Source organism: Pseudomonas sp. GD04019, from assembly GCF_029837695.1.
In the GTDB taxonomy this organism is placed as follows: Bacteria; Pseudomonadota; Gammaproteobacteria; order Pseudomonadales; family Pseudomonadaceae; genus Aquipseudomonas.
In genome coordinates, this window is the sequence record NZ_JAOEEA010000002.1 from 166017 (window position 1) to 188459 (window position 22443).

A 22443-nucleotide genomic window follows, 5' to 3' on the forward strand; every position below is an offset into this window, starting at 1 on the left:
CTAGTCGGATGGACCGTCCGCGGCCCGGGGGACTGCCCGCCGTGCGGCGTACAATGCCCACTTTTCTCCGAGGATGCGCGGGATGAACCAGACCTACGGCGTCGGCGACGCCTCCTACCAGGCGGCCGGTGGTATCAACGGCCTGCGCCGGCTGGTCGATGACTTCTACCGCTGCATGGACGAGCTGCCGCAGGCCGCTGAGGTGCGTGCCATGCACCCGCAGAACCTGGACGCGGCGCGCGACAAGCTGGCCTGCTTTCTCAGCGGCTGGCTCGGCGGCCCCAAGCTGTTCGGCGAGAAGTACGGGCCCATCGCCATTCCCAGCTTCCATGCCCAGTGGCCGATCGGCGAGGAGCAGGCCGAGGCCTGGCTGACCTGCATGGCTCGCGCCATCGAGCGGCAGAACTATGCTCCCGAATTTGCCGAGTACCTGCTGACCCAGCTGCGCGTGCCGGCCCGGCGCATTGTCCAGGCCAGTGGTGCGCGGCATTCCGGGTAACCCGCGCCATCGGCAGCGCGCATAGCCTCTATCGAGAGCAGCGATTTCCGCCTGAACGTGCGCCCGCCTAGAGTGGTCACACGTTCAGAGGAGATCAGCAGATGCCCCGCATCGACATCATGTCCATGGTCGGCAGCGCCGTTCCGGCGCCCCTACGCAGCAGTGGCCACCTGGCCTGCTGGTACGTGGTGGTCGATGGCGAACAGCATCTCGGCCCCTATGTGTCGCCCGACCTGGCCCGTGACGCCAAGCGTCGTGTCGAGCGCCGACTGCAGCTGCACTGATCCCCTGACAGCGAATGCTCCAGCGCCGACAAGGCGCTTTAGGCAGCCCCGGCTGCCCGTTTATTCCCCTTGCCCGCCCCGCTCCGGCGGGCTCTTTTTAGTCTGCGCTCAGCGCACCCGCTCGCGGCTCTGCACCGCCAGGTCCAGGGCCTTCTGCATGTCCAGGCGCGCGGAGCGGCCCACGTCCTTGTCGTCCAGCTGGTAGTTGCGCTCGGACGGCAGAATCGGCGCGGTCAGGTCCTCGGCGTCCATCGGTTCGAAGTCGTAATCGCCACCGATGGTCATGGCGCTGCGCCGCAGCAGCATGCGCAGCTGGTCCGGCTGCAACTCGGGGTTGATCGACAGCATGGTCGCCACCACGCCGGCCACCATCGGCGTGGCGTAGGAAGTACCGCAATGCACGTCGCCACGCTCCCCATCGCGCAGGGTCGAGGCACGGGTGCAGGCCGAGGCGGTGATGTCCACACGCATGTCGATGTTCGACGAGCTGCGCTTGATCACGTAGTCGGGGTCGTCCACCGCCACGTCCTTTTTCTGGCTGCGCTGGTGGCCGCCGACCACCAGCAACTGGTCGGTGATGAAGGAGGAGGGCAGACGGTACTCGTCGGTACCGGAGAAGGCCGCGCCGTTGCCGGCCGAGTTGATCACTACGACGTCCGGGTGCTCGCGGCGCAGCCACAGGAAGAACTCTTCCAGCAGCTCCTCGTAACCACTCATGGCCAGGCCCGAACGGACCAGCGAATCGACCTCGTCGCCCTTGAGGTTCTTCGCCCCGACCCGGTGGATGCCCCAGCTCCAGTTGAGCACTCGCGCGCCGTCCTCGACCAGGTTGACCGAGGCGGCCACGTTGGCGGTGATGCCGGCATCGGAGTTGCGCTCGACGATGACCTCGAAGCCCGGCCCGGCATCGTCCAGGGCGCGCAGGAAGCCGCTGTTGCCGCCGCGCGCGGGATGGGCGGCGAGGATGCCGGCTACCGTGCTGCCGTGGTTGTCCGGCTGGTCCGCGTCGCGAGCGTATAGGCAGGTGCGCTTGTCTGGCTGGCAGCCGCCGAGCTGGTCGGCGAAGTCCGCCGCGTCGAAGTCGATGTTGCGTTCGATCACACCGATGCGCACCGGTTTGGTCGCGACCGGCGCCTGCTTGGCGGGGATGCGCCGGCGGTAGTAATTCACCGCGTCGGCGAAGCGGTTGGCCGCCCACTCGTCGTCACTTGGTTGTTCCGGCACCTTGTTGCGCTCGCTTTCCTCGCCTTTCTCCGGGGCCGATTCCTCGACTATTACCGCGTCCACGCTGGCCTCGCTGCCCAGGCGCAGGATCAGCGCATCGCGCTGGATCAGGTCCTTGGCCGGCAGGCGCAGCTGGTAGACATTCAGCGGCGGGATGCCACCGACCACCTGGGCGCCGTAGCGCTGGGCCAGGCGCTCGGCTTCCTCGCGGCCGTCGTGCTTCTCCTCGATCAGCAGGCTGACCAGGTCCAGGTAAGTGGTCAGGCCGTCCATATTCTTCGCCACTTCATCCGGACCGGCCGCCACCACCTGGCTTCTGCCGCGTGACAACCACACCGGGTTGCTGCGCCGTTCGCCCTGCTGCAGCCACAGCGGGGCGCTGGGGCCTTTGGGCAGGTCCAGGCGCAGGGTCGGGCCGTCACGCTGGACCCGCTCGGCTGCCAGCGGTGTGTCGCCCAGCTGCACGCGCAGCTCGCCTTCGGCCAGCCCGCGCGTGCGCAGGCAATACTGGCTGGCGTCCTGCTGCAGCAGATCGCCGCAGCGTTGCAGCTGGGTAATGCGCAGCGGCTCTGCGGCATGCAGCAGCGGGGCGGCGGACAACAGGGCGAGCAGGGTGGCGCGGGCGAACACGGTGGTGATCTCCGAGTGGCTGTCTGGCACTAGACCCGCGCTGCGTCTGTCGCGTTCATCCCCTGTCACAGCGCGCAAGAACGATCAAGCGCCGGGCATACTGGCCGCCGATACTGCCGGCGCAACGTGAGGAGCGAGCATGGACCCCATCGGCAAGGCCCTCTGGCTGATCGAGACCGATCTCGACGGACGCCTGGATCTGCAGGACATCGCCGACGCCTGCGGCTTGTCGCGTTTCGCCATGGCGCGGGCCTTCGTGCTCGCTACCGGCTGGCCGGTGATGCGCTACGCCCGCGCGCGGCGGCTGAGCCGGGCGGCGCGGCGGCTGGCCGAGGGCGCCCAGGACATTCTCGGCCTGGCCCTGGAGGCGGGCTATGGCTCCCACGAGGCATTCACCCGCGCGTTCCGCGAGCAGTTCGGCATCACGCCGGAAGCGCTGCGGGCGAGCGGCCAACTGGATGGCATCGAACTGAGGGAGGCCATGCGCATGCAACCCACCAGCACTTATCCACTCGCCGAGCCGCGCTTCGAACACGGCGAGGAGCTGCTGATCGCCGGGCTTGGCGAGCGCTTCAGCGTCGACAAGTCCCAAGGCATCAGCGCGCTGTGGCAACGCTTCGTGCCCTATATCGGCCAGGTGCCGGGCCAGCAGGGCTGGGAGACCTTCGGCCTGTGCTGCAACCCGGACGAGGACGGCAGCTTCGAGTACATCGCCGGGGTGCGGGTCAGCCGCAGCGACGAGCTGCCACCAGGCTTCACCCACCAGCGCCTGCCCGCGCGGCGCTACGCGGTGTTCCGCCACGCGGGGCATATCTCCAGCATCCACGAGACCTTCGCCGCAATCTTCCAACGCTGGCTGCCGGCCTCCGGGCTGCAGGCCGCGGATGCGCCGGAGTTCGAGCGCTACAGCGCCGATTTCGACCCCATGGCCGGCAAGGGGCACGTGGATATCTGGGTGCCGCTGCGCGACTGATCGGGGCGAGCCGGCCTACACTGCAGACATTGCTGATGACGATGTCTGCAGATGCCCAACCCGTTTCAATCCCCGTGCTTGGTTCGCCTCGCCGCCTTGCTGTGCGCCGTCCTGGCCTGGCAGATGGCCGGCGCCGCCACGCCCGTGCAGGAGTACCGCGTGGGTGTGGAGGAGGTGGACTACTACCCGATCTACTCGGCCGTGCCGCCGGACAACCACTACCGCGGCTACGCCCGTGACCTGCTGGACCTGTTCGCCGCCCGCGAGAACCTGCGCCTGACCTACGTGGCGCTGCCGGTGCGCCGGCTGTCGCACGCCTACCGCGCCGGCCAGCTGGACCTGGTGTTCCCCGACAACCCGCGCTGGGAGGCCCAGCACAAGCCGGCCAGCATCCGCTATTCGCAACCGGTGCTGCAATTCCAGGACGCCATGCTGGTGCTGCCCAGGCGCCTCGGCCAGCCGCGCGAGAGCTTCCGCAAGCTGGGCTTCGTGCGCGGCTTCACTCCGTGGAAATTCCAGGACGACATCGCCGCCGGCCGCGTCAGCATCCACGAGTCGCCCAACCCCGAGGGGCTGATCCGCATGACCCTGGCTGGCTATATCGACGCCGCCAACATGGCGCGCCAGGTGGCGCACTTCCACCTCAAGCGCCTGGGCCGGCCGGACAGCCTCGTGCCGGAGCCGGTCCTGTTGCCGCTGCGCGACAGCTACTACCACCTGTCGAGCATCCGCCATCCGCAGCTGATCCAGCGTTTCGATGCCTTCCTGCTGCGCGAGCAGCAGGCGGTGCAGGCGCTGAAAGACAAGTACGAACTCTGAGCGGTGCTGGCCGCTTGGCACGACTTGCCCGCCGTGGCGAGTGGCGCGATAGTCGCAGGCCCACCCGGCGAGACATGCAACGATGGACAGCTTGCGCAGCAACGGACTGACGCCGACCCTGGTACGCGGCGACCTGATCGACACCCCGCTCGGCGTGATGATCGCCCTGGTGGACGCCCAGGGCGCCCTGCAGCGCCTGGAATTTCTCGACGACGAGGTGCACGAGCCGGTGATCTGGCGTGGCTACCAGCTGCAGCGCGAAGCCGCGCTGGTGGCGCCAGTGGCGCTCCAGCTGGACGAATACTTCGCCGGCCACCGCCGCGAGTTCGAACTGGCCCTGGCACCAATGGGCAACGCCTTCCTCCACGAGGCCTGGAAGCACCTGCGCCAGGTGCCCTACGGCACCACCATGACCTACGGCGCCCTGGCCCTGAAGCTGGATCGCAACACCTCGGCACGCGCCGTGGGCCGCGCCAATGCGGTCAACCCCATCGCCATCATCGTGCCCTGCCACCGCATCATCGGCGCCAACGGCAGCCTCACCGGCTATGCCGGCGGCCTGCACCGCAAGCAGGCATTGCTGGAGCTGGAAGGCGTGCTCACCCCGGCGCGCCAGCAGTCGCTGCTGTAGGCGTTTCCGGTAGGCGCCGCAGGATTCTTTACGCATTCTTAACGGCCAGGCCCTGGCCGCCAGGCGAGAATTGACGCGTCAGGGTGGTGTGCTGGGCGGTTTGCCTTCGCGCATGCCCACAGTCTCAAGTGCGGCGTCCGCCGCCACTCTTTCCCTGAGGTGCGTCGTTGAGTTCCAGCATCGCGGAGTTGGACGGGGTTTCCCGTAGCAAATCGTCATCCTTCGGCCTGCTGGTGGCCGCCATCGGCGTGGTCTACGGCGACATCGGCACCAGCCCGCTGTACACCCTCAAGGAAGTCTTCGCCGGCCACTACGGCGTGCGGGTCGATCACGACGGCGTGCTGGGCATCCTCTCGCTGATCCTCTGGTCGCTGCTCTGGGTGGTCTCGCTCAAGTACGTGCTGTTCATGCTGCGTGCCGACAACGGCGGCGAGGGCGGGGTGATGGCGCTCACCGCCCTGGCCCGCCGCGCCACCGCCGCGCATCCACGGCTGAGTGGCGTGCTGGTGCTGCTCGGCCTGTTCGGCACCGCGCTGTTCTACGGCGACAGCATGATCACCCCGGCCATCTCGGTGCTCTCCGCGGTGGAGGGGCTGGAGGTGGCGCTGCCGGGCATGAGCCACTGGGTGGTGCCGGTCACGGTGATCCTTCTGATCGGCCTGTTCCTGATCCAGAAGCACGGCACGGCGCGCATCGGCATCCTCTTCGGCCCGGTGATGGTGCTGTGGTTCCTGGTCCTCGGCGTGCTCGGCATCCACGGCATCGTCCAGCGCCCCGAGGTGCTGCAGGCGCTCAATCCCTGGTGGGCAGTGAACTTCTTCATCGCCCATCCGGGCATCGGCGTGACCATCCTCGGCGCCGTGGTGCTGGCGCTGACCGGTGCCGAGGCGCTGTATGCCGACATGGGCCACTTCGGCCGCAAGCCCATCGCCCGCGCCTGGTTTTCGCTAGTGCTGCCGGGGCTGGTGCTCAACTACTTCGGCCAGGGCGCTCTGCTGCTGGAGAACCCCGAGGCGGCGCGCAACCCCTTCTACCTGCTGGCGCCGTCCTGGGCGCTGCTGCCGATGATCGGTCTGGCCACCCTGGCCACCATCATCGCCTCCCAGGCGGTGATCTCCGGCGCCTTCTCCCTCAGCCAGCAGGCCATGCAGCTCGGCTACATCCCGCGCATGCAGGTGCAGCACACCTCCAGCGCGGCCCAGGGGCAGATCTACGTCGGCGTGGTCAACTGGGCGCTGATGGTCGCCGTGGTGCTGCTGGTGATCGGCTTCGGCTCCTCCGGTGCGCTGGCCGCCGCCTATGGCGTGGCGGTGACCACCACCATGCTGATCGACACCCTGCTGGTCGCGGCCGTGATGCTCCTGCTGTGGCGCACGCCGCGCTGGCTGGCCATCCCGCTGCTGCTTGGCTTGCTTTTGGTAGATAGCCTGTTCTTCAGTGCCAACGTGCCGAAAGTCTTCCAAGGCGGCGCCTTCCCGGTGGTGGCCGGCATCGCCCTGTTCCTGCTGATGACCACCTGGAAGCGCGGCAAGCAGATGCTGTTCGCCCGCCTGGACGAGACGGCCCTGCCGCTGCCGGCCTTCCTCGACAGCATTCGCCTGCAGCCGCCGCACCGGGTCGCCGGCACCGCGATCTTCCTCAGCGCCCGGCCGGACGCCGTGCCCCACGCGCTGCTGCACAACCTGCTGCACAACCAGGTGCTGCACGAGCAGGTGGTGATGCTCACGGTGGTCAGCGAGGACGAGCCGCGCCTGGCGCCGGAGCGGCGCTTCGAAGTGACGGCCTATGGCGACGGCTTCTTCCGGGTGATCCTGCACTTCGGCTTCATGGAAGAGCCCAACGTGCCGGAGGCGCTGCGCCTGTGTCATCTGGACCAGCTGGATTTCTCGCCGATGCGCACCACCTATTTCCTCAGCCGCGAGACGGTGATCCCGACCAAGCGCTTCGGCATGGCGCCCTGGCGCGAGCGCCTGTTCGCCTTCCTGCAGAAGAACGCCAACAGCAGCATGAGCTACTTCCAGCTGCCGGTTAACCGGGTGATCGAGCTGGGCACCCAAGTGGAGATCTGAGCCCGGAGCGGCGTTGCGCCCGGTAGAATGCCGGCTAGAGCAACTTTCCGAGGCAAGGGCGTGGATCTACAGCAAGGCTTCGTCCTGACCCGGCACTGGCGCGACACGCCGGCCGGCACCGAGGTCGAATTCTGGCTGGCCAGCGACGCCGGCCCGCGCCGGGTGCGCCTGCCACCCCAGCCCTCGGTGGCCTTCATCCCCGAGGTGCAGCGCGAGCGCGCCGAGGCGCAGCTGCGCGGCGAGCGCGACGTGGAGCTGCGCCCGCTGGGCCTGCGCGACTTTCGCCAGCGGCCGATGCTCGGCCTGTACTGCCGCTCGCACCGCCAGCTGATCAAGCTCGACAAGCAGCTGCGCAAGGCCGGCGTCGACGTCTACGAGGCCGATATCCGCCCGCCCGAGCGCTTCCTGATGGAGCGCTTCATCACCGCGCCAGTGAGTTTCGCCGGCACGCCGGGCGAGGACGGCACGCTGCTCGACGCGCGGCTGAAGCCGGACGAGAGTTATCGCCCGCAGCTGCGCCTGGCCTCCCTGGACATCGAGACCAGCGAGCGTGGCGAGCTGTACTCCATCGCCATCGAGGGCTGCGGCCAGCGCCAGGTGTATATGCTCGGCGAGCGGCCGGAAGTCGCTACCGAGGTGGACTTCGACCTGACCTACTGCAGCAGCCGCGCCGAGCTGCTGCACCGCCTCAACGCCTGGCTGGCTACGCACGACCCGGACGCCATCATCGGCTGGAACCTGGTGCAGTTCGACCTGCGTGTGCTGCAGCGCCACTCCACCGAGTTGCAGGTGCCGCTGCTGTTCGGTCGAGGCGGCGAGACGATGGAGTGGCGCGAGCACGCCAGCCACAACCATTTCTTCGCGGCGGCGCCTGGCCGGCTGATCATCGACGGCATCGAGGCGCTGCGCTCGGCCACCTGGAGCTTCCCCTCGTTCAGCCTGGAGAATGTAGCGCAGACGCTGCTCGGCGAGGGCAAGGCGATCGATACGCCGTACCAGCGCATGGACGAGATCAACCGCATGTTCGCCGAGGACCAGCCGGCCCTGGCCCGCTACAACCTCAAGGACTGCGAGCTGGTCACGCGCATCTTCGCCCACACCCGGCTAATCGACTTCCTCCTCGAACGCGCGGCCACCACCGGCCTGCCGGCCGACCGCAGCGGCGGCTCGGTGGCGGCCTTCACCCACCTGTACCTGCCGGCGATGCACCGCATGGGCTTCGTCGCGCCGAATCTGGGCGAGAAGATGCCCCAGGCCAGCCCCGGCGGCTTCGTCATGGATTCGCGCCCGGGGCTGTACGAGTCGGTGCTGGTGCTGGACTACAAGAGCCTGTACCCGTCGATCATCCGCACCTTCCTGATCGACCCGGTGGGCCTGATCGAGGGCCTGCGCCAGCCAGACGACGAGCACTCGGTGGAGGGTTTTCGTGGCGCGCGCTTCTCGCGTACCCGTCACTGCCTGCCGGCCATCGTCGAGCGGGTCTGGCAGGGGCGCGAGGCGGCCAAGCGCGAGGGCAACGCGGCGTTGTCGCAGGCGTTGAAGATCATCATGAATGCCTTCTACGGCGTGCTCGGCTCCAGCGGCTGCCGCTTCTTCGACACCCGCTTGGCCTCGTCCATCACCCTGCGCGGCCACGCCATCATGAAGCGCACCCGCGAGCTGATCGAGGCCGAGGGCTACCGGGTAATCTACGGCGACACCGATTCCACCTTCGTCTGGCTCGGCCACGAGCATGCCGAGGAGGATGCGGCGCGTATCGGCCGCGCGCTGGTGGCGCGGGTCAACCAGTGGTGGCGCGAGCACCTGCGTGCGGAGATGGGCCTGGAGAGCGCGCTGGAGCTGCAGTACGAGAGCCACTACCGACGCTTCCTGATGCCCACCGTGCGCGGCGCGGATGAGGGCAGCAAGAAGCGCTACGCCGGCCTGGTGCGGCGCGCCGATGGCAGCGAGGAAATGGTGTTCAAGGGCCTGGAGACGGTGCGCACCGACTGGTCGCCGCTGGCCCAGCGCTTCCAGCAGGAGCTGTACCGCCTGATCTTCGAACGCAAGCCGCATCAGGAGTACATCCGCGACTATGTGCGGCGCACCCTGGCCGGCGAGCTGGATGAGCTGCTGATCTACCGCAAGCGCCTGCGCCGCAAGCTCGGCGACTACGAGCGCAACGTGCCGCCGCATGTGCGCGCCGCGCGCCTGGCCGACGAGTACAACGACCGCCTGGGCCGCCCGCGCCAGTACCAGCGCGGCGGCTCAATCAGCTACCTGATCACCGTGGCCGGGCCCGAGCCGCTGGAGACCCGCGCCGCCGCCATCGACTACGAGCACTACCTGACGCGCCAGCTGCAGCCGATTGCCGACGCCATCCTGCCGTTCGTGGGCGATGATTTCGCGCGCCTGGTCAATCCGCAGCTGGGGCTGTTCTGAGGCTAGCTGGCGGCAGATCGCCGCTGGCCAGGGCCTGGCGGTAGGCATCGAGGCGAGGGCAGGTGGGTGAAGACCGCGCTGGCGCTCGGCTATTCCTCTTGGCGTCCAGTGCCCTCGCGGTCGCGTGCGTAATGTCTGCCGAGCGGGAATGCCGGCAGCCAGGCTTCGCGGCGGAGGGTCCAGCTCTCGTAGGTCGGCTGCAGCTGGTCGGGGGCGTCCAGCGAGCCCAGGTTCACTTCGATCTCGTCGGCGCTGCGGGCGAACACCGAGGAGCCGCAGCGCGGGCAGAAGTGCCGCCCGGCGTAGTCACGCGTCTCGCCGCTGATGCTTACCGCTTCCTCGGGAAATATCGCCGAGGCGTGGAACAGCGCGCCGTGGTGCTTGCGGCAGTCCAGGCAATGGCACAGGCCGACTCGGTAAGGGCGCCCCGAGGCCTCCAGGCGCACGTTGCCGCACAGGCAGCCGCCGGTGAATCGTTGCATGGCGCATCTCCTCTGCTAATCGTTTGTCGTTGGGTGACGTTAGCAGCTGAATACCGGCAAGCGATGCTGGGCGGGAAGCAGGCCCGTTCAGGCCGTCGCCGCTGTCCGTTGCCCGCCCAAGTCGGAGACCCGCTCCGTCGCGCCTGCTCGAGTGCTACAGGGCAGATGGCCGCGGGCCCTGGCATTTGCATCCAGGCCCTGCAGCCGTTGGACCAGGCCTTCGCACAAATAGACAGGCATCACGGCTGGCCGACATGTCCTTCGATCGCGCCTCTGTAGCTCTGAGTGCCGCAGGCCTGCTCCAGGACAAGCGATTGGGATGTGCTTCTGTTATTTAATATTGGAATATAAAAATAATTAAACAATATTTTTAAGGAATAAGAAAAATCCCTACTGTCACTCCACCCGGCCTACCCGCTGGGACCAAAGCCCACCTGTCCGACGGCTGAAGATCCAGCCGCGGCGCCTGAATCGAGATCATGGACATGAAGAAGACCTTGCTGTTGACCGCTCTGGCGGCTGCCCTTTCAGCCACTCTGGCGCATGCCGGAGAGAAGCTCAGCGTTGCCGCCACGCCCGTGCCCCACGCGGAAATCCTCGAGCTGATCAAGCCGCAGCTGGCCAAGGAAGGCGTCGACCTGGACGTCAAAGTCTTCACCGACTACGTGCAACCCAACCTGCAGGTGAGCCAGAAACAACTGGACGCCAACTACTTCCAGACCAAGCCCTACCTGGACACCTTCAACCACGACCGCGGCACCGATCTAGTGATCGTCAAGGGTGTGCACGTGGAGCCCTTCGGCGGCTACTCGCTGAAGTACAAGTCGCTGGCCGATCTGCCGAAAGGCGCGACCATCGCCATCCCCAACGAGGGCAGCAACGGCGGCCGTGCCCTGCTCCTGCTGCAGAAGGCCGGCCTGCTCAAGCTCAAGGACCCGAGCAACGCCCTGGCCTCGCCCAAGGACATCGCCGAAAACCCGCACCAGTTCAAGTTCAAGGAGCTAGAAGCGGCCATCCTGCCGCGCGTGCTGGACCAGGTCGACCTGGCCCTGATCAACACCAACTACGCCCTGGAAGCCAAGCTCAACCCGGGCAAGGACGCGCTGGTCATCGAGGGCAGCGACTCGCCTTACGTGAACTACCTGGTGTCCCGCCCGGACAACCAGAGCAGCGACGCCATCAAGAAACTCTCCGCAGCCCTGACCAGCCCGGAAGTGAAGGCCTTTATCGAGAAGCGCTATTCGGGGGCCGTAGTCCCCGCGTTCTAAGTGCGGTCCTTTCTTTTGTGTCGCTGCTGCCCACCGTAAACCACGGTGGTGAAGGCTGAACTGCCTTCTCCTTTTGACGCCGACCCGCGCAAGCTGGTCGGCGTTGTTTTTTGTGGGATATGGAGGGGAGGAGAGGGAGTATCTTGGTCCATGCAGCTGAGTGAGATCGCAGCCCCCAGGGCCGCCAGCCACTTCATGCTGCAGGGAGGGAACATCCTCACCCTGCAGAAAATCCTGGGTCACTCCAGCTTGGCCATGACCATACGCTATGCGCATTAGATTCCGTAGCATCTGGCGGAGGCGGTGAGGCTTAGTCCGTCAGCAGGAGCATATCTATGCTCATCGCACGCCAAGGAAAATGAATAGGACTGCGCCAGCTGCAGATACTGAGTACCTGAAGCCAAAGACTTTTCTTAGAGACTTGAGGGCTGCAAGGCGTGGGGCTGGATAGGACTTGTTCCGCAGTTGGAGCTGCCAGGTCATTCTCATTAGAGAGTATGTGTTCATGGCATCTCGAATGAGCAGGATGAATGTCATCAGCCCTGTGGTGACTAGCATAGAGGGCTGTAGCATCAGCGGTAGCCAAGGAGCGCTACTGCTTTGAGCTAGGTAGGCTGCAATACAACCCAGAGTCCATAGGAGCAGAACGTTCCTTCTCGGGAAAAAGCGCTGAACAGGCTGAAGCCATTTATCAGCTTGCTCTAGCTTGGTCGAAAACCAGCCTGGAATCTTCGACTCATCAACTGACAGCTGCCCTAAGCGTCTGCTGCTGGTGTTAGTGAACCAAGCCCAGGTGTCGTCAGGCTGTTCTACGCCACTTATGTGCTGGGCGACTCTCTCGAAGATCACTGCCCGCTCTGGCCATCGAGAGCCGAGAGCTTTTCTGGTATTGGCGGGGGCTTCTAGCCGCCACTCTATTTCTTGTGAGTCACCTAGCCGGGTAACGACTAGCTTGAAGATAAGAGAAAGCTCGCCTTCTCGGTAAGCCGCACTGTAGACCTGAAGCCCATTTCGGTACTCCGGCTCTCTAGGGTCGCCGGAGTAGAAGTCCACTGTATATGGCAAGGGCTCTGTCACTTCTATGTCCATATTCGCGTGTGACATTTTGGGGACATTCCTATGTCCTGCTACGCAAAAGCCCCCGAGTTTCACTAGGAAAATCAGGGGCTTCTGCTGTTCTGAATTGGTGGAGCCGGGGGGATTTGAACCCCCGTCCGCCAGCTCTCCGCTATCGGTTCTACATGCTTAGCCATCTCTACTGAGTTAACTCCGCGCGGCCCGAGTGGCAGGGCGCTTGGAGCGAGCTGCATAAGTTTTAGCCGTTACACCTGCAGCGAGCTTGGCGGCGATCCTGTTCTATCTGACTGACCTAATCGTCGGGTTTACAGGCATCCCCTAGGGTCAGCTAGCGGCACTTAGGCGGCTAGAGCGTAGTTGTCGTCGTTGGCAACTATAAAGTTGTGGCAGCGGATTTACGAGAACTGTCACCTACTCGGCATGCCCCTCAAGTTTTGCTACCGGCGTCGAATCCTAATCGGCCCCAGAACGGTCTTGCGAGGTTGGACGCGCAGTGTACGGCAAAGGTTCATCAGCGTCGACCATCGAACTGCCAGTACAATCCCCGGCAGGCACTGGCCGTTCGGCGGTCTTGTGCCATTCTCTTCAGATTAGAATTCGAGGAGCGACGGATGCCGCTCGCACCACCACTCAAGCCTTTGCGCCGCTGGATCTGGCGGGCGTTCCTGCAGAGTGCGCTGATTCCCCTGGTACTGGTGGAGTCGGTGCTGATCGCCGTCTATCTCTATACCAACGAATCCATCCGCGAATCCCAGGTCGGTTATCTGCAGAGCAGCGCGCTGCAGGATTTGGACAGCGCCGTGCGCCGCGAAGGGCAGGTGATCGACAGTCGCCTGCGCGCCATCGAGGCCCAGGTCGGCATCTACCGCGACGCGGTGACCGAGGCCCTGAGCGACCACCGCTTCGCCCCGGACGAGCTGGAGCGCAAGCGTCACGCCAGCGCGCCGAGCGGCGTGTTCTACAGCGGCAGTGACGACGGCCGCGCCGCCTCGTTCTATTCCGCCGCTACGCCACCGGCCAGGCAGGACCGCGACAAGGCGCTGCGCCTATCGCGGGTGGACCCGCTGATGCGCTCGATCCGCCAGGCCGATCCGCTGGTGGCGGCGGTCTACTTCAATACCTGGGACAGCTACAACCGCATCTACCCGTACTTCGATGTGCTGCAGCAGTACCCGCACGACATGGTCATTCCGCAGTACAACTTCTATTACCTGGCTAACGCCGAGCACAACCCCAAGCGCAGTACCGTGTGGACCGAGGTCTACCTCGATCCGGCCGGTCAGGGCTGGATGATGTCGGCCATCGCCCCGGTCTATCGCGACAACTTCCTCGAAGGCGTCGCCGGCCTGGACGTGACGGTCGGGCAGATGCTGGCCGAGATCGGCAATCTACAGGTGCCCTGGCAGGGTTATGCGCTGCTGGTGGGCAGCGACAACGCGATCATGGCGCTGCCCACGGCGGGCGAGAAGGATTTCGGCCTGCGCGAGCTGACCAGCTACTCCTACGCCGAGGCGGTCAGCCGCGAGGTGCTCAAGCCGGCCGACTTCAAGCTGGATCGTCAGCCCGGGCTGCGCCCGTTGCTGGAGGCCATGGCCACCCGGCACCACGGCGTGGTCGAGGTACAGCTCGGCGGCCGTGGCCAGCTGATGGCCTGGAGCGAGATTCCGCAGACCGGCTGGCGCTTGCTGCTGGTGGTGGACGAGGCGAACATCTTCAGCGAGACCAACCGCCTGGCCGAGCAATACCAGATCATCGGCTACCTGCTGATCGCCGGCCTGGTGTTCTTCTACCTGCTGTTCGGTACCTGGATGTGGATGCGCTCACGGCGCCTGAGCAACGAGCTGGCCGAGCCCATCGCCGGCATCGTCGGCATGATGCGCAGCCTGGCGGTGGGCGAGCGCAAGCCGGCGGCGCCGCCGACCTCGATCGCCGAGATGGCCGAGATGGCAGTGGAGGTGCAGCACGCCGGCCAGCAGTTGCAGGCCAGCGAGGAGAGCCGCCTGCGTGCCCAGCGCACCCTGGAGCTGGTGCTGGAGAGCACCACCGAGAGCTTGTGGGAAGTGGAGGCGGACAGCCTCAGCATCCGCATCAGCGACCGCTTCGTGCGGCGTTTCGGCCTGCCCAGCGACTGCATGCCTTTCGCCGAATTCAACCAGCGCGTGCACCCGGACGACCTGCCGCGCGTGCGCCACCTGCGCCTGAGCATGGCCGACGACAGCGCCGAGGACTTCTTCGAGGCCGAGTATCGCTATGCCGATGGCCTGGGTCGCTACGTCTGGCTGCTCAGCCGCGGCAAGGTGATCGAGCGCGACGAGCAGGGCCGCGCCGTGCGTGCGGCGGGCACCCACGTCGACATCACCCGCCTCAAGCAGGTGCAGGAGGAGCTGCGCCGCGCCAGTCACGAGGCCCAGGCCGCCAGCCAGGCGAAGAGTCGCTTCCTGTCCAGCATGAGCCACGAGCTGCGCACGCCGCTCAATGCCATCCACGGCTTCGCCCAGCTGATCGAACTGGAGGCCCAGGACCATGCCGAGCGCAATCAGGAGGCCGAGTACGCCCGCGAGATCGTGCTGGCCAGCCGGCACCTGACTTCGCTGGTGGACGACATCCTCGACCTCTCCAGCATCGAGAGCCGCCAGCAGCAACTGCAGCTGCAACCGGTGGATATCGGCCCGCTGCTGCGCAGCTGCGCCGAGCTGATCCAGCCCGAGGTACAGCAGCGCCGCCTGCAGCTGCAGGTGCTGGCCGAGGCGCATCCGCCGCTGTTCGTCCTGGCCGATCCGCGCCGTTTGCGCCAGGTGCTGCTCAATCTGCTGTCCAACGCGATCAAGTACAACAGCCCGCAGGGCATGATCCGCATGGGCTACGAGGTGCGCGCCAGCGGTGTGCGCCTATGGGTCGACGACAGCGGCCCGGGCCTTAGCGCCGAGCAGCAGGCGCAGTTGTTCCAGCCATTCCAGCGTCTCGGTCGGGAGAACTCCAACATTCCCGGCACCGGCATCGGCCTGGTCCTGTGTCGCGAGCTGGCGGAGCTGATGGGCGGCGAGATGGGCTTTACCAGCGACATTGGTCTGGGTAGCCGTTTCTGGATCGAGCTGCCCAGCGCCGCCGAGCCGCAGCCCGATGGCGCTGTCGAACAGCCGTCCGCGGCGCGCGCGTGTCAGGTGCTGGCCCAGGTGCTTTGCGTGGAAGATCACCCGGCCTGCCTGCGAGTGTTGCAGGAAGGGCTACGCGACATGGCGGTGGTCGGTGGTGTGGGCTCGGTGCGCCGCGCGCTGCTGCAGCTCGGCGAGCAGACGCCGGCGCTGGTGTTGCTGGACCTCGACCTGCCCGACGGCAGTGGCCTGGAGGTGCTGGAGTACATGCGCAGCGAGCCGCACCTGGCCGAGGTGCCGGTACTGGTGGTCAGCGCTGCGGCCGATGAGGAGCTGTTGGCGGAAGCCCGCGCCAGGGGCGCGCAGGCCTGTCTGCTGAAGCCGGTGGACCTGCAGCAGCTGCGCCAGATGGCGCTATCGTTGCTCGGGCAGGAAGCCTGACTACTCGCTGGCCTGCAGCAGGTTCAGCGCTTCCTCCAGCACCTTGACCGACTCAGTGTGGTTGCCGGAGTTGTGCAACTGCTCGCCTTCTGCGCGCAGGCGCTGCACTTCGGCGAGCACTTCGGCATCGGCGGGCGGGTCGGTCTTGAGCATTTCGTCGATCTTGGCCATGTCCTGGGGACAGTGCATGGCCCACAGCGAGGTGCTGAACAGCAGGGTGGAGCAGAGCAGGAAGAGCCGGCGCATGGTGAGTCCTCCATGGATGGGTGAACTCAGTATAGAGACGGACGCCAGGTCCGCCGCGCCGCCGGCTCTCCAGCCGTTACTCGGACGCGGCGCCGTCACCCTTGCCGGTTTTTTCCAGCAGGGTCACGGCCTGTCCGGCGTAGCCGGCGCAGCCTTCCAAGTCGCCAGCCTGCTGGGCCTGCACGGCCTGTTTGCGCAGATCGTCGACCTGTTGCTTGGCCGCCGCGCCGAGTGCGGTCTGGCTGGCCAGGTGGTCGTCGACTTTCTGCAGGTGGGTGGTGCACAGATCGTCATTGGCGAACGCCGGCGAGGCGGCGAGGGCACAGGCAAAAATCAGGGCAGTACGCTTCATCGAGGTCTCTCCTCTTCAGTCGTCGAAGCGAGCCCGGCAAGCGGGCCCGTGTGTAGTCGACTGGGCTGGAACGGCCTCGGTTCAGAGTTTTTTGCCTGGGTGACGCGATCCACCAGGTAGACCAGGCTGTGATAGTCGATGCCGCTGTGGGTCGACAGGCCTATCTCGCAGGTGCGGCTGGTGGAGATGCCTTCCTCGCAGATTTGCACCGCATCCTTCAGCGAGCGCAGCGCGTGGGCGTTCAGTTCCGGGGTGGTGAAGCCCTTGTCGCCGGCGAAGCCGCAGCAGTGGATGCCCTCGGGAATCACCACTTCCCTGGCGCAGCGCCTGGCGATGTCGATCAGGCCCTGGGCCTCGCCCAGGTGCTGGGTGGAGCAGGTAACGTGCACCGCTACCGGCTTGTCCTGCGGGGTGAACTCCAGGCGCTCGAACAGCTGCTCGCGGATGAACTTCACCGGGTCGTGCAGGCTCAGTCGCGAATCCAGCCCGTCCTGGATCAGGCGCAGGGTGCAGGGGCTGGTGTCGCAGTAGATCGGATCGAGGCCGCCGCGGCTGGCCTTGAGCAGTGCGTCGACCAGCTCCTGCTTCTTGCGTTCGGCCTGTTCCGGGTAGCCCTTGGAGGCGAAGGGCTGGCCGCAGCAGAGGTTGTCCGCATCGTCGGGGAACACCACCTGGAAGCCGGCCTTTTCCAGCAGGCGGCGGGTCTTGTCGATCAGCGGTGTCTGCTCGGCGTCGGCGAAGGCCGGGCCCATGGCGCGCGAGATACACGCGGCGAGGTAGACCACGCGCGGCCGCGCATCATTGCTGAATGCGGGCAGGTCGAGGTTGCGCACCGGCTGCGGCATGGCCGGCGTCCACTGCGGCACGCGCCCGGCGCTGGCCTTGTGCAGCAGGGCCGAGGTCTTGCCCAGCAGCGGCGCGCCCATCAGCATGCGCGCACCGTTGGCCACGTGCAGCAGCACTCGCGCGCCCTGCAGGGTGCGCCGGAAGTTGGCGGCCAGCCAGTCGGCGCTGCGCCCGTGCTCGGCATCGCGGGCGCGCAGTTTGCGCACCAGGTCGCCGGTGTTGATGCCCACCGGGCAGCGCTGCGAGCACAGGCCGGTGGCGGCGCAGGTGTCCACGCCCTGGTAGTGATAGGCGGCTTCCAGCTCCGTGGTGTCGATGCCGGCGCGCTTTCGCGCCTGGATGTCACGCCAGATGACGATGCGCTGGCGCGGCGTCAGGGTCAGCCCCTTGGACGGGCAGACCGGCTCGCAGAAGCCGCACTCGATGCACTTGTCGACGATCTCGTCGGCGGCCGGCAGTGGCTTGAGGTTCTTCAGATGGATCTGCGGGTCTTCCGACAACACCACGTCCGGGTTGAGGATGCCCAGCGGGTCGAACAGGCGCTTGATGGCCCACATCAGCTGGTAGGCCTCGCTGCCCCACTCCAGCTCAACGAAGGGCGCCATGTTGCGCCCGGTGCCGTGCTCGGCCTTGAGTGCGCCGCCGAACTCCACCGCCACCAGCTGCGCCACGTCCTGCATGAAGGCCTCATAGCGTGCGACCTGCACCGGATCGTCGAAGCCCTGGGTGAAGACGAAGTGCAGGTTGCCCTCCAGGGCGTGGCCGAACAGGATGGCCTCGTCGTAGCGGTGTTTCTCCAGTAGCGCGATCAGGCGGTTGACGCCCTCGGCCAGGCGCTCCACCGGGAAGGTGACGTCCTCGATGATCACCGTGGTGCCGGTCTGGCGTACGGCGCCGACGGCGGGGAAGGTCTCCTTGCGGATCTTCCACAGCTGGTTGTAGACGGCCGGGTCCGCGCTGAAGTCGACCTGCTTCTCCACCGGGAAGTGGGCGATGGAGGCCATGATCTGGCCGATCTGCTCGTGCAGCAGCGACTGCGTCGCGGCGCGCGACTCGATCAGCAGGGCGCAGGCGCCGCCCGACAGGCTGTGCACCCACACCGGCATGCCCTGCATGTTCTCCACCGAGCGCAGGCTGCGCCGGTCGAGCAGCTCCACGGCGGACACCGGCTGCTGCTTGAGCAGCGGCACGGCCTGGCAGCAGCTCTCCACGTCGGGGAAGACGATCAGCGCGCTGGCCTTGTGCGGGTGCTCCGGCACGGTGTCGTAGGTCACCGCACTGATAAAGCCCAGGGTGCCTTCGGAGCCGACCATCAGGTGGTTGAGGATGTCGAGCGGCTCGTCGAAGTCGACCAGCGCATTGAGCGAGAAGCCGGTGGTGTTCTTCAGCCGGTACTTGTGGCGGATCTTGTCGGCCAGCGCGGTATTGGCGCGGGTCTGCCGGCCCAGCTCGGCCAGGGTGTCGAGCAGCGTGCCGTGGCTCTGGCGGAAGGCCTTGATGCTGGCGGCGTCTTCGCTGTCCAGCACGCTGCCGTCGGCCAGCACCACGCGCAGGCCGGCGAGGGTCTTGTAGCTGTTCTGCGCGGTGCCGCAGCACATGCCGCTGGAGTTGTTGGCGACGATGCCGCCGATCTTCGCCGCGTTGATCGAGGCCGGGTCGGGGCCGATCTTGCGGCCCAGTGGCGCCAGCCAGGCGTTGGCCTGGGCGCCGATCACACCGGGTTGCAGGCGAATCTGCGCACCGTTATCGCGAATGTCGCGGCCGTTCCAGCTGTCGCCGAGGACGATCAGCACCGAGTCGCTGATGGCCTGGCCGGAGAGGCTGGTGCCGGCGGCGCGGAAGGTCACCGGCACGCGCTCGGCGCTGGCCAGCTGTAGCAGGCGCACCACCTCGGCCTCGGATTCGACCCGCACCACCAGCTGGGGAATCAGTCGGTAGAAGCTGGCGTCGGTGCCGAAGGCCAGGGTCGACAGCGGGTCGTCGAACAGGCGCTCGCGCGGGATCAGGCGGTGGACTTCGGTGAGGAAGGCGGCGGGCAGGCTCATGCGTGCTCCATGTATCACAGCGTTTTATCTCCCCTCTCCCGCTGGGAGAGGGGCCGGGGGTGAGGGTGCCTTGGGCGACTCGAACTTTCCCTCACCCTAGCCCTCTCCCGGAGGGAGAGGGGACTAGAACGTCACACGCCCAGTTCCCGCACCAGCGAGTCGCGGCTGATGTCGGCAATCGACTTGGCACCGGTCAGGACCATGGCCACGCGCATCTCCTTCTCGAACAGCTCGAGCAGGTTGCTCACGCCGGCGCCGCCGGCGGCGGCCAGGGCGTAGACGAAGGCGCGGCCGAGCATCACGCCGTCTGCGCCGAGGGCGAGCATGCGCACCACGTCGAGGCCGGTGCGGATGCCGGAGTCGGCGAGGATCTTCAGCTCGCCTTTCACCGCGTCGGCGATGGCCGGCAGGGCGCGGGCGCTGGACAGCACGCCGTCGAGCTGGCGGCCGCCGTGGTTGGACACGACGATGCCGTCGGCACCGAATTTAACGGCGTCGCGGGCGTCCTCGGGGTCGAGGATGCCCTTGATCACCATCGGGCCATCCCAGAATTCACGGATCCATTCCAGGTCCTTCCAGGAGATCGATGGGTCGAAATTGGCCCCCAGCCAGCCGATGTAGTCGGCCAGGCCGGTGGGGTTGCCACGGTAGGTGGAGATGTTGCCGAGGTCGTGCGGGCGACCGAGCAGGCCGACATCCAGCGCCCAGAACGGGTGCGTCATGGCCTGCAGCATGCGGCGCAGGGCGGCGTTCGGGCCGCTCATGCCGGAATGGGCGTCGCGGTAGCGCGCGCCGGGGGTGGGCATGTCGACGGTGAACACCAGGGTGGTGATGCCGGCGGCCTTGGCCCGCTCCAGGGCGTTGCGCATGAAGCCGCGATCCTTGAGCACATAGAGCTGGAACCACATGGGCCGGTCGATGGCCGGCGCCACTTCCTCGATCGGGCAGACCGAGACGGTGGACAGGGTGAAGGGAATGCCCTTGGCCGCTGCCGCCTTGGCCGCCTGCACCTCGCCACGGCGTGCGTACATGCCGGTCAGGCCGACTGGGGCCAGGGCCACCGGCATGGCCAGCCTCTCGCCGAACAGCTCGGTTTCCAGGCTCAGTTCGGACATGTTCTTCAGCACGCGCTGACGCAGGGCGATGCCGGCCAGGTCCTCGACGTTGCGGCGCATCGTGTACTCGGCGTAAGCGCCGCCGTCGATGTAGTGGAACAGGAACGGCGGCAGCTTGCGCTGCGCAGCGGCGCGGTAGTCGGTGGAGGCGGAAATGATCATGGAGGCAGTTTCCCAAAATGAAGATGCCGGGCCTCGCGGCCCGGCGGGTCACTCATCAGTGCACAAGCATGCCGGTCAGCCAGTAGGCCTGGACCAGGGTGATGAGGCCGACGAAGGCGGCGAAGATCAGGCTGTGCTTGAGGGTGAAGCGGAACAGGTCGGATTCCTTGCCGACCATGCCGGTGGCGGCGCAGGCCACGGCGATGGATTGCGGCGAGATCATCTTGCCGGTCACGCCGCCGCTGGTGTTGGCGGCCACCAGCAGGGTGTCGTTGACCCCGATCTGGTGCGCGGTGGTGGCCTGCAGCGAGCCGAACAGGGCATTGGACGAGGTGTCCGAGCCGGTCAGGAACACGCCAAGCCAGCCGAGGAACGGCGAGAAGAACGGGAACAGCGAGCCGGTGCCGGCCAGAACCAGGGCCATGGTGGTGGACATGCCGGAGAAGTTGGTGACGAAGGCGAAGGCCAGCACCATGCCGATCGACAGGATCGGCCACTTCAGCTCGACGAAGGTTTCCTTGAAAGTGGTCAGACCAGTTTTGAAGTCGATCTTCAGGATCAGCATGGAGATCAGTGCGGAGAAGAAGATCGCGGTGCCGGTGGCGGAGATCGGGTCCAGCTTGAATACGGCCGGGATCGGCGTGGGGTTGGCGACGATCGGGGCGACCTTCATCACCAGCTGGTCCAGGTGCGGGATGGCGAACAGGAAGACGAAACTTTCCAGCGCGCCACCCGGGGCGAACATGGCCTTGAACGGCTTGAGGGTCCAGATGGTGACCAGCACGGTCAGCACCAGGAAGGGCGACCAGGCCTTGAGGATCTCACCGAAGCTGTAGGGCGACGGGGTGGCGCCGCTCTGGCCGCCGAAGCCGCCGAGGGTGGCGGCACCGCCGGAGACGCTGACCACCTCGCTGTCCTCGGCGCGGCGCGGGCTCCAGACCTTGAGGAACAGGGTCAGGCTGACCAGGCTGACCAGGGCCGAAGTGATGTCCGGCAGTTCCGGGCCGATGAAGTTGGACGTGAAGTACTGGGTGACGGCGAAGCTGCCACCGGCGACCAGCGCGGCAGGCCAGGTTTCCTTCACGCCTTTCCAGCCATCCATCATCGCCACCAGCCAGAACGGCACGATGATCGACAGCAGCGGCAGCTGACGACCGGTCATTGCGCCGATCTTGAACGGATCGATGCCGGTGACCTGGCCGGCCACGGTGATCGGAATGCCCAGGGCGCCGAAGGCCACCGGTGCGGTGTTGGCGATCAGGCACAGGCCGGCGGCGTACAGCGGGTTGAAGCCGAGGCCGACGAGCAGGGCGGCGGTGATCGCCACCGGCGCGCCGAAGCCCGCCGCGCCCTCGAGGAAGGCGCCGAAGGAGAAGCCGATCAGCAGCACCTGCAGGCGCTGGTCATCGGTGATCGACAGCACCGAGCTGCGGATGACCTCGAACTGGCCGCTCTTCACCGCGAGTTTGTAGAGGAACACTGCGGCGACGATGATCCAGGCGATTGGCCACAGGCCATAGGCGAAGCCGTAGCCGGCCGCGGCGAAGGCTTTTTCGGCGGGCATGCCGAAGGCGAAGATCGCCACCAGCAGCGACAGCGCCAGGGTGATGGTGCCGGCGATGTGGCCCTTGAGGCGGAACACGGCCAGGGCCAGGAAGAAGAAGATGATCGGAATCAGTGCGGCGAGCGCCGACAGGCCGAGGCTGCCGAGCGGGGTATAGAGCTGTTGCCAGGTTTGCATTGCGGGTGGCTCCCTAATTGTTTTTG

15 protein-coding genes, 1 other RNA gene and 2 pseudogenes are annotated in these 22443 nt (G+C 66.5%); 10 read left to right on the top strand and 8 right to left on the bottom strand.

Annotated elements, in window-relative coordinates:
- Nucleotides 1–82: 82 nt before the first annotated feature.
- Both N7607_RS03445 and N7607_RS03450 read left to right on the top strand, forming a co-directional pair.
- Complete coding sequence (locus N7607_RS03445) at nucleotides 83–499, top strand: group II truncated hemoglobin (RefSeq protein ID WP_279864412.1); 417 nt, start codon at nucleotides 83–85, stop codon at nucleotides 497–499.
- Nucleotides 500–600: 101 nt separating this feature from the next.
- Nucleotides 601–783, top strand: a complete 183-nt coding sequence (locus N7607_RS03450) for a hypothetical protein (protein ID WP_279864411.1) — start codon at nucleotides 601–603, stop codon at nucleotides 781–783.
- A 108-nt stretch (nucleotides 784–891) separates the two neighbouring features.
- Here the strand turns inward: N7607_RS03450 and N7607_RS03455 are convergent, their stop codons facing one another.
- Nucleotides 892–2619 carry a S8/S53 family peptidase gene (locus tag N7607_RS03455; RefSeq protein ID WP_279864563.1) on the bottom strand — a complete coding sequence of 576 codons (1728 nt, stop codon included), beginning with the start codon at nucleotides 2617–2619 and terminating at the stop codon, nucleotides 892–894.
- A gap of 157 nt (nucleotides 2620–2776) precedes the next feature.
- On the opposite strand from N7607_RS03455, the gene N7607_RS03460 reads away from it, so the two are divergent.
- The 5 genes from N7607_RS03460 (at nucleotide 2777) to N7607_RS03480 (ending at nucleotide 9550) form a co-directional block, all read left to right on the top strand.
- Nucleotides 2777–3610: an AraC family transcriptional regulator gene (locus N7607_RS03460; protein ID WP_279864410.1), complete on the top strand. Its 834-nt coding sequence runs from the start codon at nucleotides 2777–2779 to the stop codon at nucleotides 3608–3610.
- A gap of 51 nt (nucleotides 3611–3661) precedes the next feature.
- Nucleotides 3662–4429, top strand: a complete 768-nt coding sequence (locus N7607_RS03465) for a transporter substrate-binding domain-containing protein (protein ID WP_279864409.1) — start codon at nucleotides 3662–3664, stop codon at nucleotides 4427–4429.
- 91 nt (nucleotides 4430–4520) lie between these two features.
- Nucleotides 4521–5060, top strand: coding sequence for a methylated-DNA--[protein]-cysteine S-methyltransferase (locus N7607_RS03470; protein WP_279864408.1), 540 nt, complete (start codon nucleotides 4521–4523; stop codon nucleotides 5058–5060).
- A 167-nt stretch (nucleotides 5061–5227) separates the two neighbouring features.
- Nucleotides 5228–7129 (top strand): potassium transporter Kup, encoded by a 1902-nt coding sequence (locus tag N7607_RS03475; protein ID WP_279864407.1) that lies wholly within the window; start codon nucleotides 5228–5230, stop codon nucleotides 7127–7129.
- Between the two features lie 60 nt (nucleotides 7130–7189).
- A complete protein-coding gene (locus N7607_RS03480; protein WP_279864406.1) occupies nucleotides 7190–9550 on the top strand; it encodes a DNA polymerase II in 2361 nt (786 codons plus the stop codon).
- An 89-nt stretch (nucleotides 9551–9639) separates the two neighbouring features.
- Here the strand turns inward: N7607_RS03480 and N7607_RS03485 are convergent, their stop codons facing one another.
- Entirely contained in the window at nucleotides 9640–10032 is a 393-nt protein-coding gene (locus N7607_RS03485; protein WP_279864405.1) for a GFA family protein, read from the bottom strand.
- Nucleotides 10033–10517: 485 nt separating this feature from the next.
- Between N7607_RS03485 and N7607_RS03490 the strand changes: the two genes are divergently transcribed.
- Both N7607_RS03490 and N7607_RS03495 read left to right on the top strand, forming a co-directional pair.
- On the top strand, nucleotides 10518–11300 hold the full coding sequence (locus N7607_RS03490) for a MetQ/NlpA family ABC transporter substrate-binding protein (RefSeq protein ID WP_279864404.1): 783 nt from the start codon (nucleotides 10518–10520) through the stop codon (nucleotides 11298–11300).
- 183 nt (nucleotides 11301–11483) lie between these two features.
- Nucleotides 11484–11579, top strand: a pseudogene (locus tag N7607_RS03495) (integrase); the annotation flags it as partial.
- Between the two features lie 905 nt (nucleotides 11580–12484).
- Here N7607_RS03495 and ssrA read toward each other — a convergent pair.
- Nucleotides 12485–12842, bottom strand: a transfer-messenger RNA (tmRNA) gene (gene ssrA / locus N7607_RS03500).
- Nucleotides 12843–12988: 146 nt separating this feature from the next.
- Here ssrA and N7607_RS03505 point away from each other — a divergent pair.
- On the top strand, nucleotides 12989–15910 hold the full coding sequence (locus N7607_RS03505) for an ATP-binding protein (protein ID WP_279864403.1): 2922 nt from the start codon (nucleotides 12989–12991) through the stop codon (nucleotides 15908–15910).
- Here N7607_RS03505 and N7607_RS03510 read toward each other — a convergent pair whose 3' ends face one another.
- From N7607_RS03510 to N7607_RS03530, 5 genes and pseudogenes are all read right to left on the bottom strand, one after another.
- Nucleotides 15911–16156 (bottom strand): hypothetical protein, encoded by a 246-nt coding sequence (locus N7607_RS03510; RefSeq protein WP_279864402.1) that lies wholly within the window; start codon nucleotides 16154–16156, stop codon nucleotides 15911–15913.
- A gap of 76 nt (nucleotides 16157–16232) precedes the next feature.
- Nucleotides 16233–16508, bottom strand: a complete 276-nt coding sequence (locus N7607_RS03515) for a hypothetical protein (protein ID WP_279864400.1) — start codon at nucleotides 16506–16508, stop codon at nucleotides 16233–16235.
- 74 nt (nucleotides 16509–16582) lie between these two features.
- Nucleotides 16583–19399: pseudogene (locus tag N7607_RS03520) on the bottom strand (FAD-binding and (Fe-S)-binding domain-containing protein); the annotation flags it as partial.
- Between the two features lie 131 nt (nucleotides 19400–19530).
- The gene (lldD, locus tag N7607_RS03525; RefSeq protein ID WP_279864399.1) at nucleotides 19531–20676 is read right to left on the bottom strand and encodes an FMN-dependent L-lactate dehydrogenase LldD; all 1146 of its coding nucleotides are present in this window, start codon (nucleotides 20674–20676) and stop codon (nucleotides 19531–19533) included.
- 55 nt (nucleotides 20677–20731) lie between these two features.
- A complete protein-coding gene (locus tag N7607_RS03530; protein ID WP_279864398.1) occupies nucleotides 20732–22417 on the bottom strand; it encodes a lactate permease LctP family transporter in 1686 nt (561 codons plus the stop codon).
- Nucleotides 22418–22443 lie beyond the last annotated feature (26 nt).

Bases quoted from the DNA above. Each gene is read 5' to 3' on its own strand.
- N7607_RS03445 (WP_279864412.1), top strand. From the start codon at position 83: ATGAACCAGACCTACGGCGTCGGCGACGCCTCCTACCAGGCGGCCGGT.
- N7607_RS03450 (WP_279864411.1), top strand. From the start codon at position 601: ATGCCCCGCATCGACATCATGTCCATGGTCGGCAGCGCCGTTCCGGCG.
- N7607_RS03460 (WP_279864410.1), top strand. From the start codon at position 2,777: ATGGACCCCATCGGCAAGGCCCTCTGGCTGATCGAGACCGATCTCGAC.
- N7607_RS03465 (WP_279864409.1), top strand. From the start codon at position 3,662: ATGCCCAACCCGTTTCAATCCCCGTGCTTGGTTCGCCTCGCCGCCTTG.
- N7607_RS03485 (WP_279864405.1), bottom strand. From the start codon at position 10,032: ATGCAACGATTCACCGGCGGCTGCCTGTGCGGCAACGTGCGCCTGGAG.
- N7607_RS03490 (WP_279864404.1), top strand. From the start codon at position 10,518: ATGAAGAAGACCTTGCTGTTGACCGCTCTGGCGGCTGCCCTTTCAGCC.
- N7607_RS03505 (WP_279864403.1), top strand. From the start codon at position 12,989: ATGCCGCTCGCACCACCACTCAAGCCTTTGCGCCGCTGGATCTGGCGG.
- N7607_RS03510 (WP_279864402.1), bottom strand. From the start codon at position 16,156: ATGCGCCGGCTCTTCCTGCTCTGCTCCACCCTGCTGTTCAGCACCTCG.
- N7607_RS03515 (WP_279864400.1), bottom strand. From the start codon at position 16,508: ATGAAGCGTACTGCCCTGATTTTTGCCTGTGCCCTCGCCGCCTCGCCG.
- lldD (WP_279864399.1), bottom strand. From the start codon at position 20,676: ATGATCATTTCCGCCTCCACCGACTACCGCGCCGCTGCGCAGCGCAAG.
- N7607_RS03530 (WP_279864398.1), bottom strand. From the start codon at position 22,417: ATGCAAACCTGGCAACAGCTCTATACCCCGCTCGGCAGCCTCGGCCTG.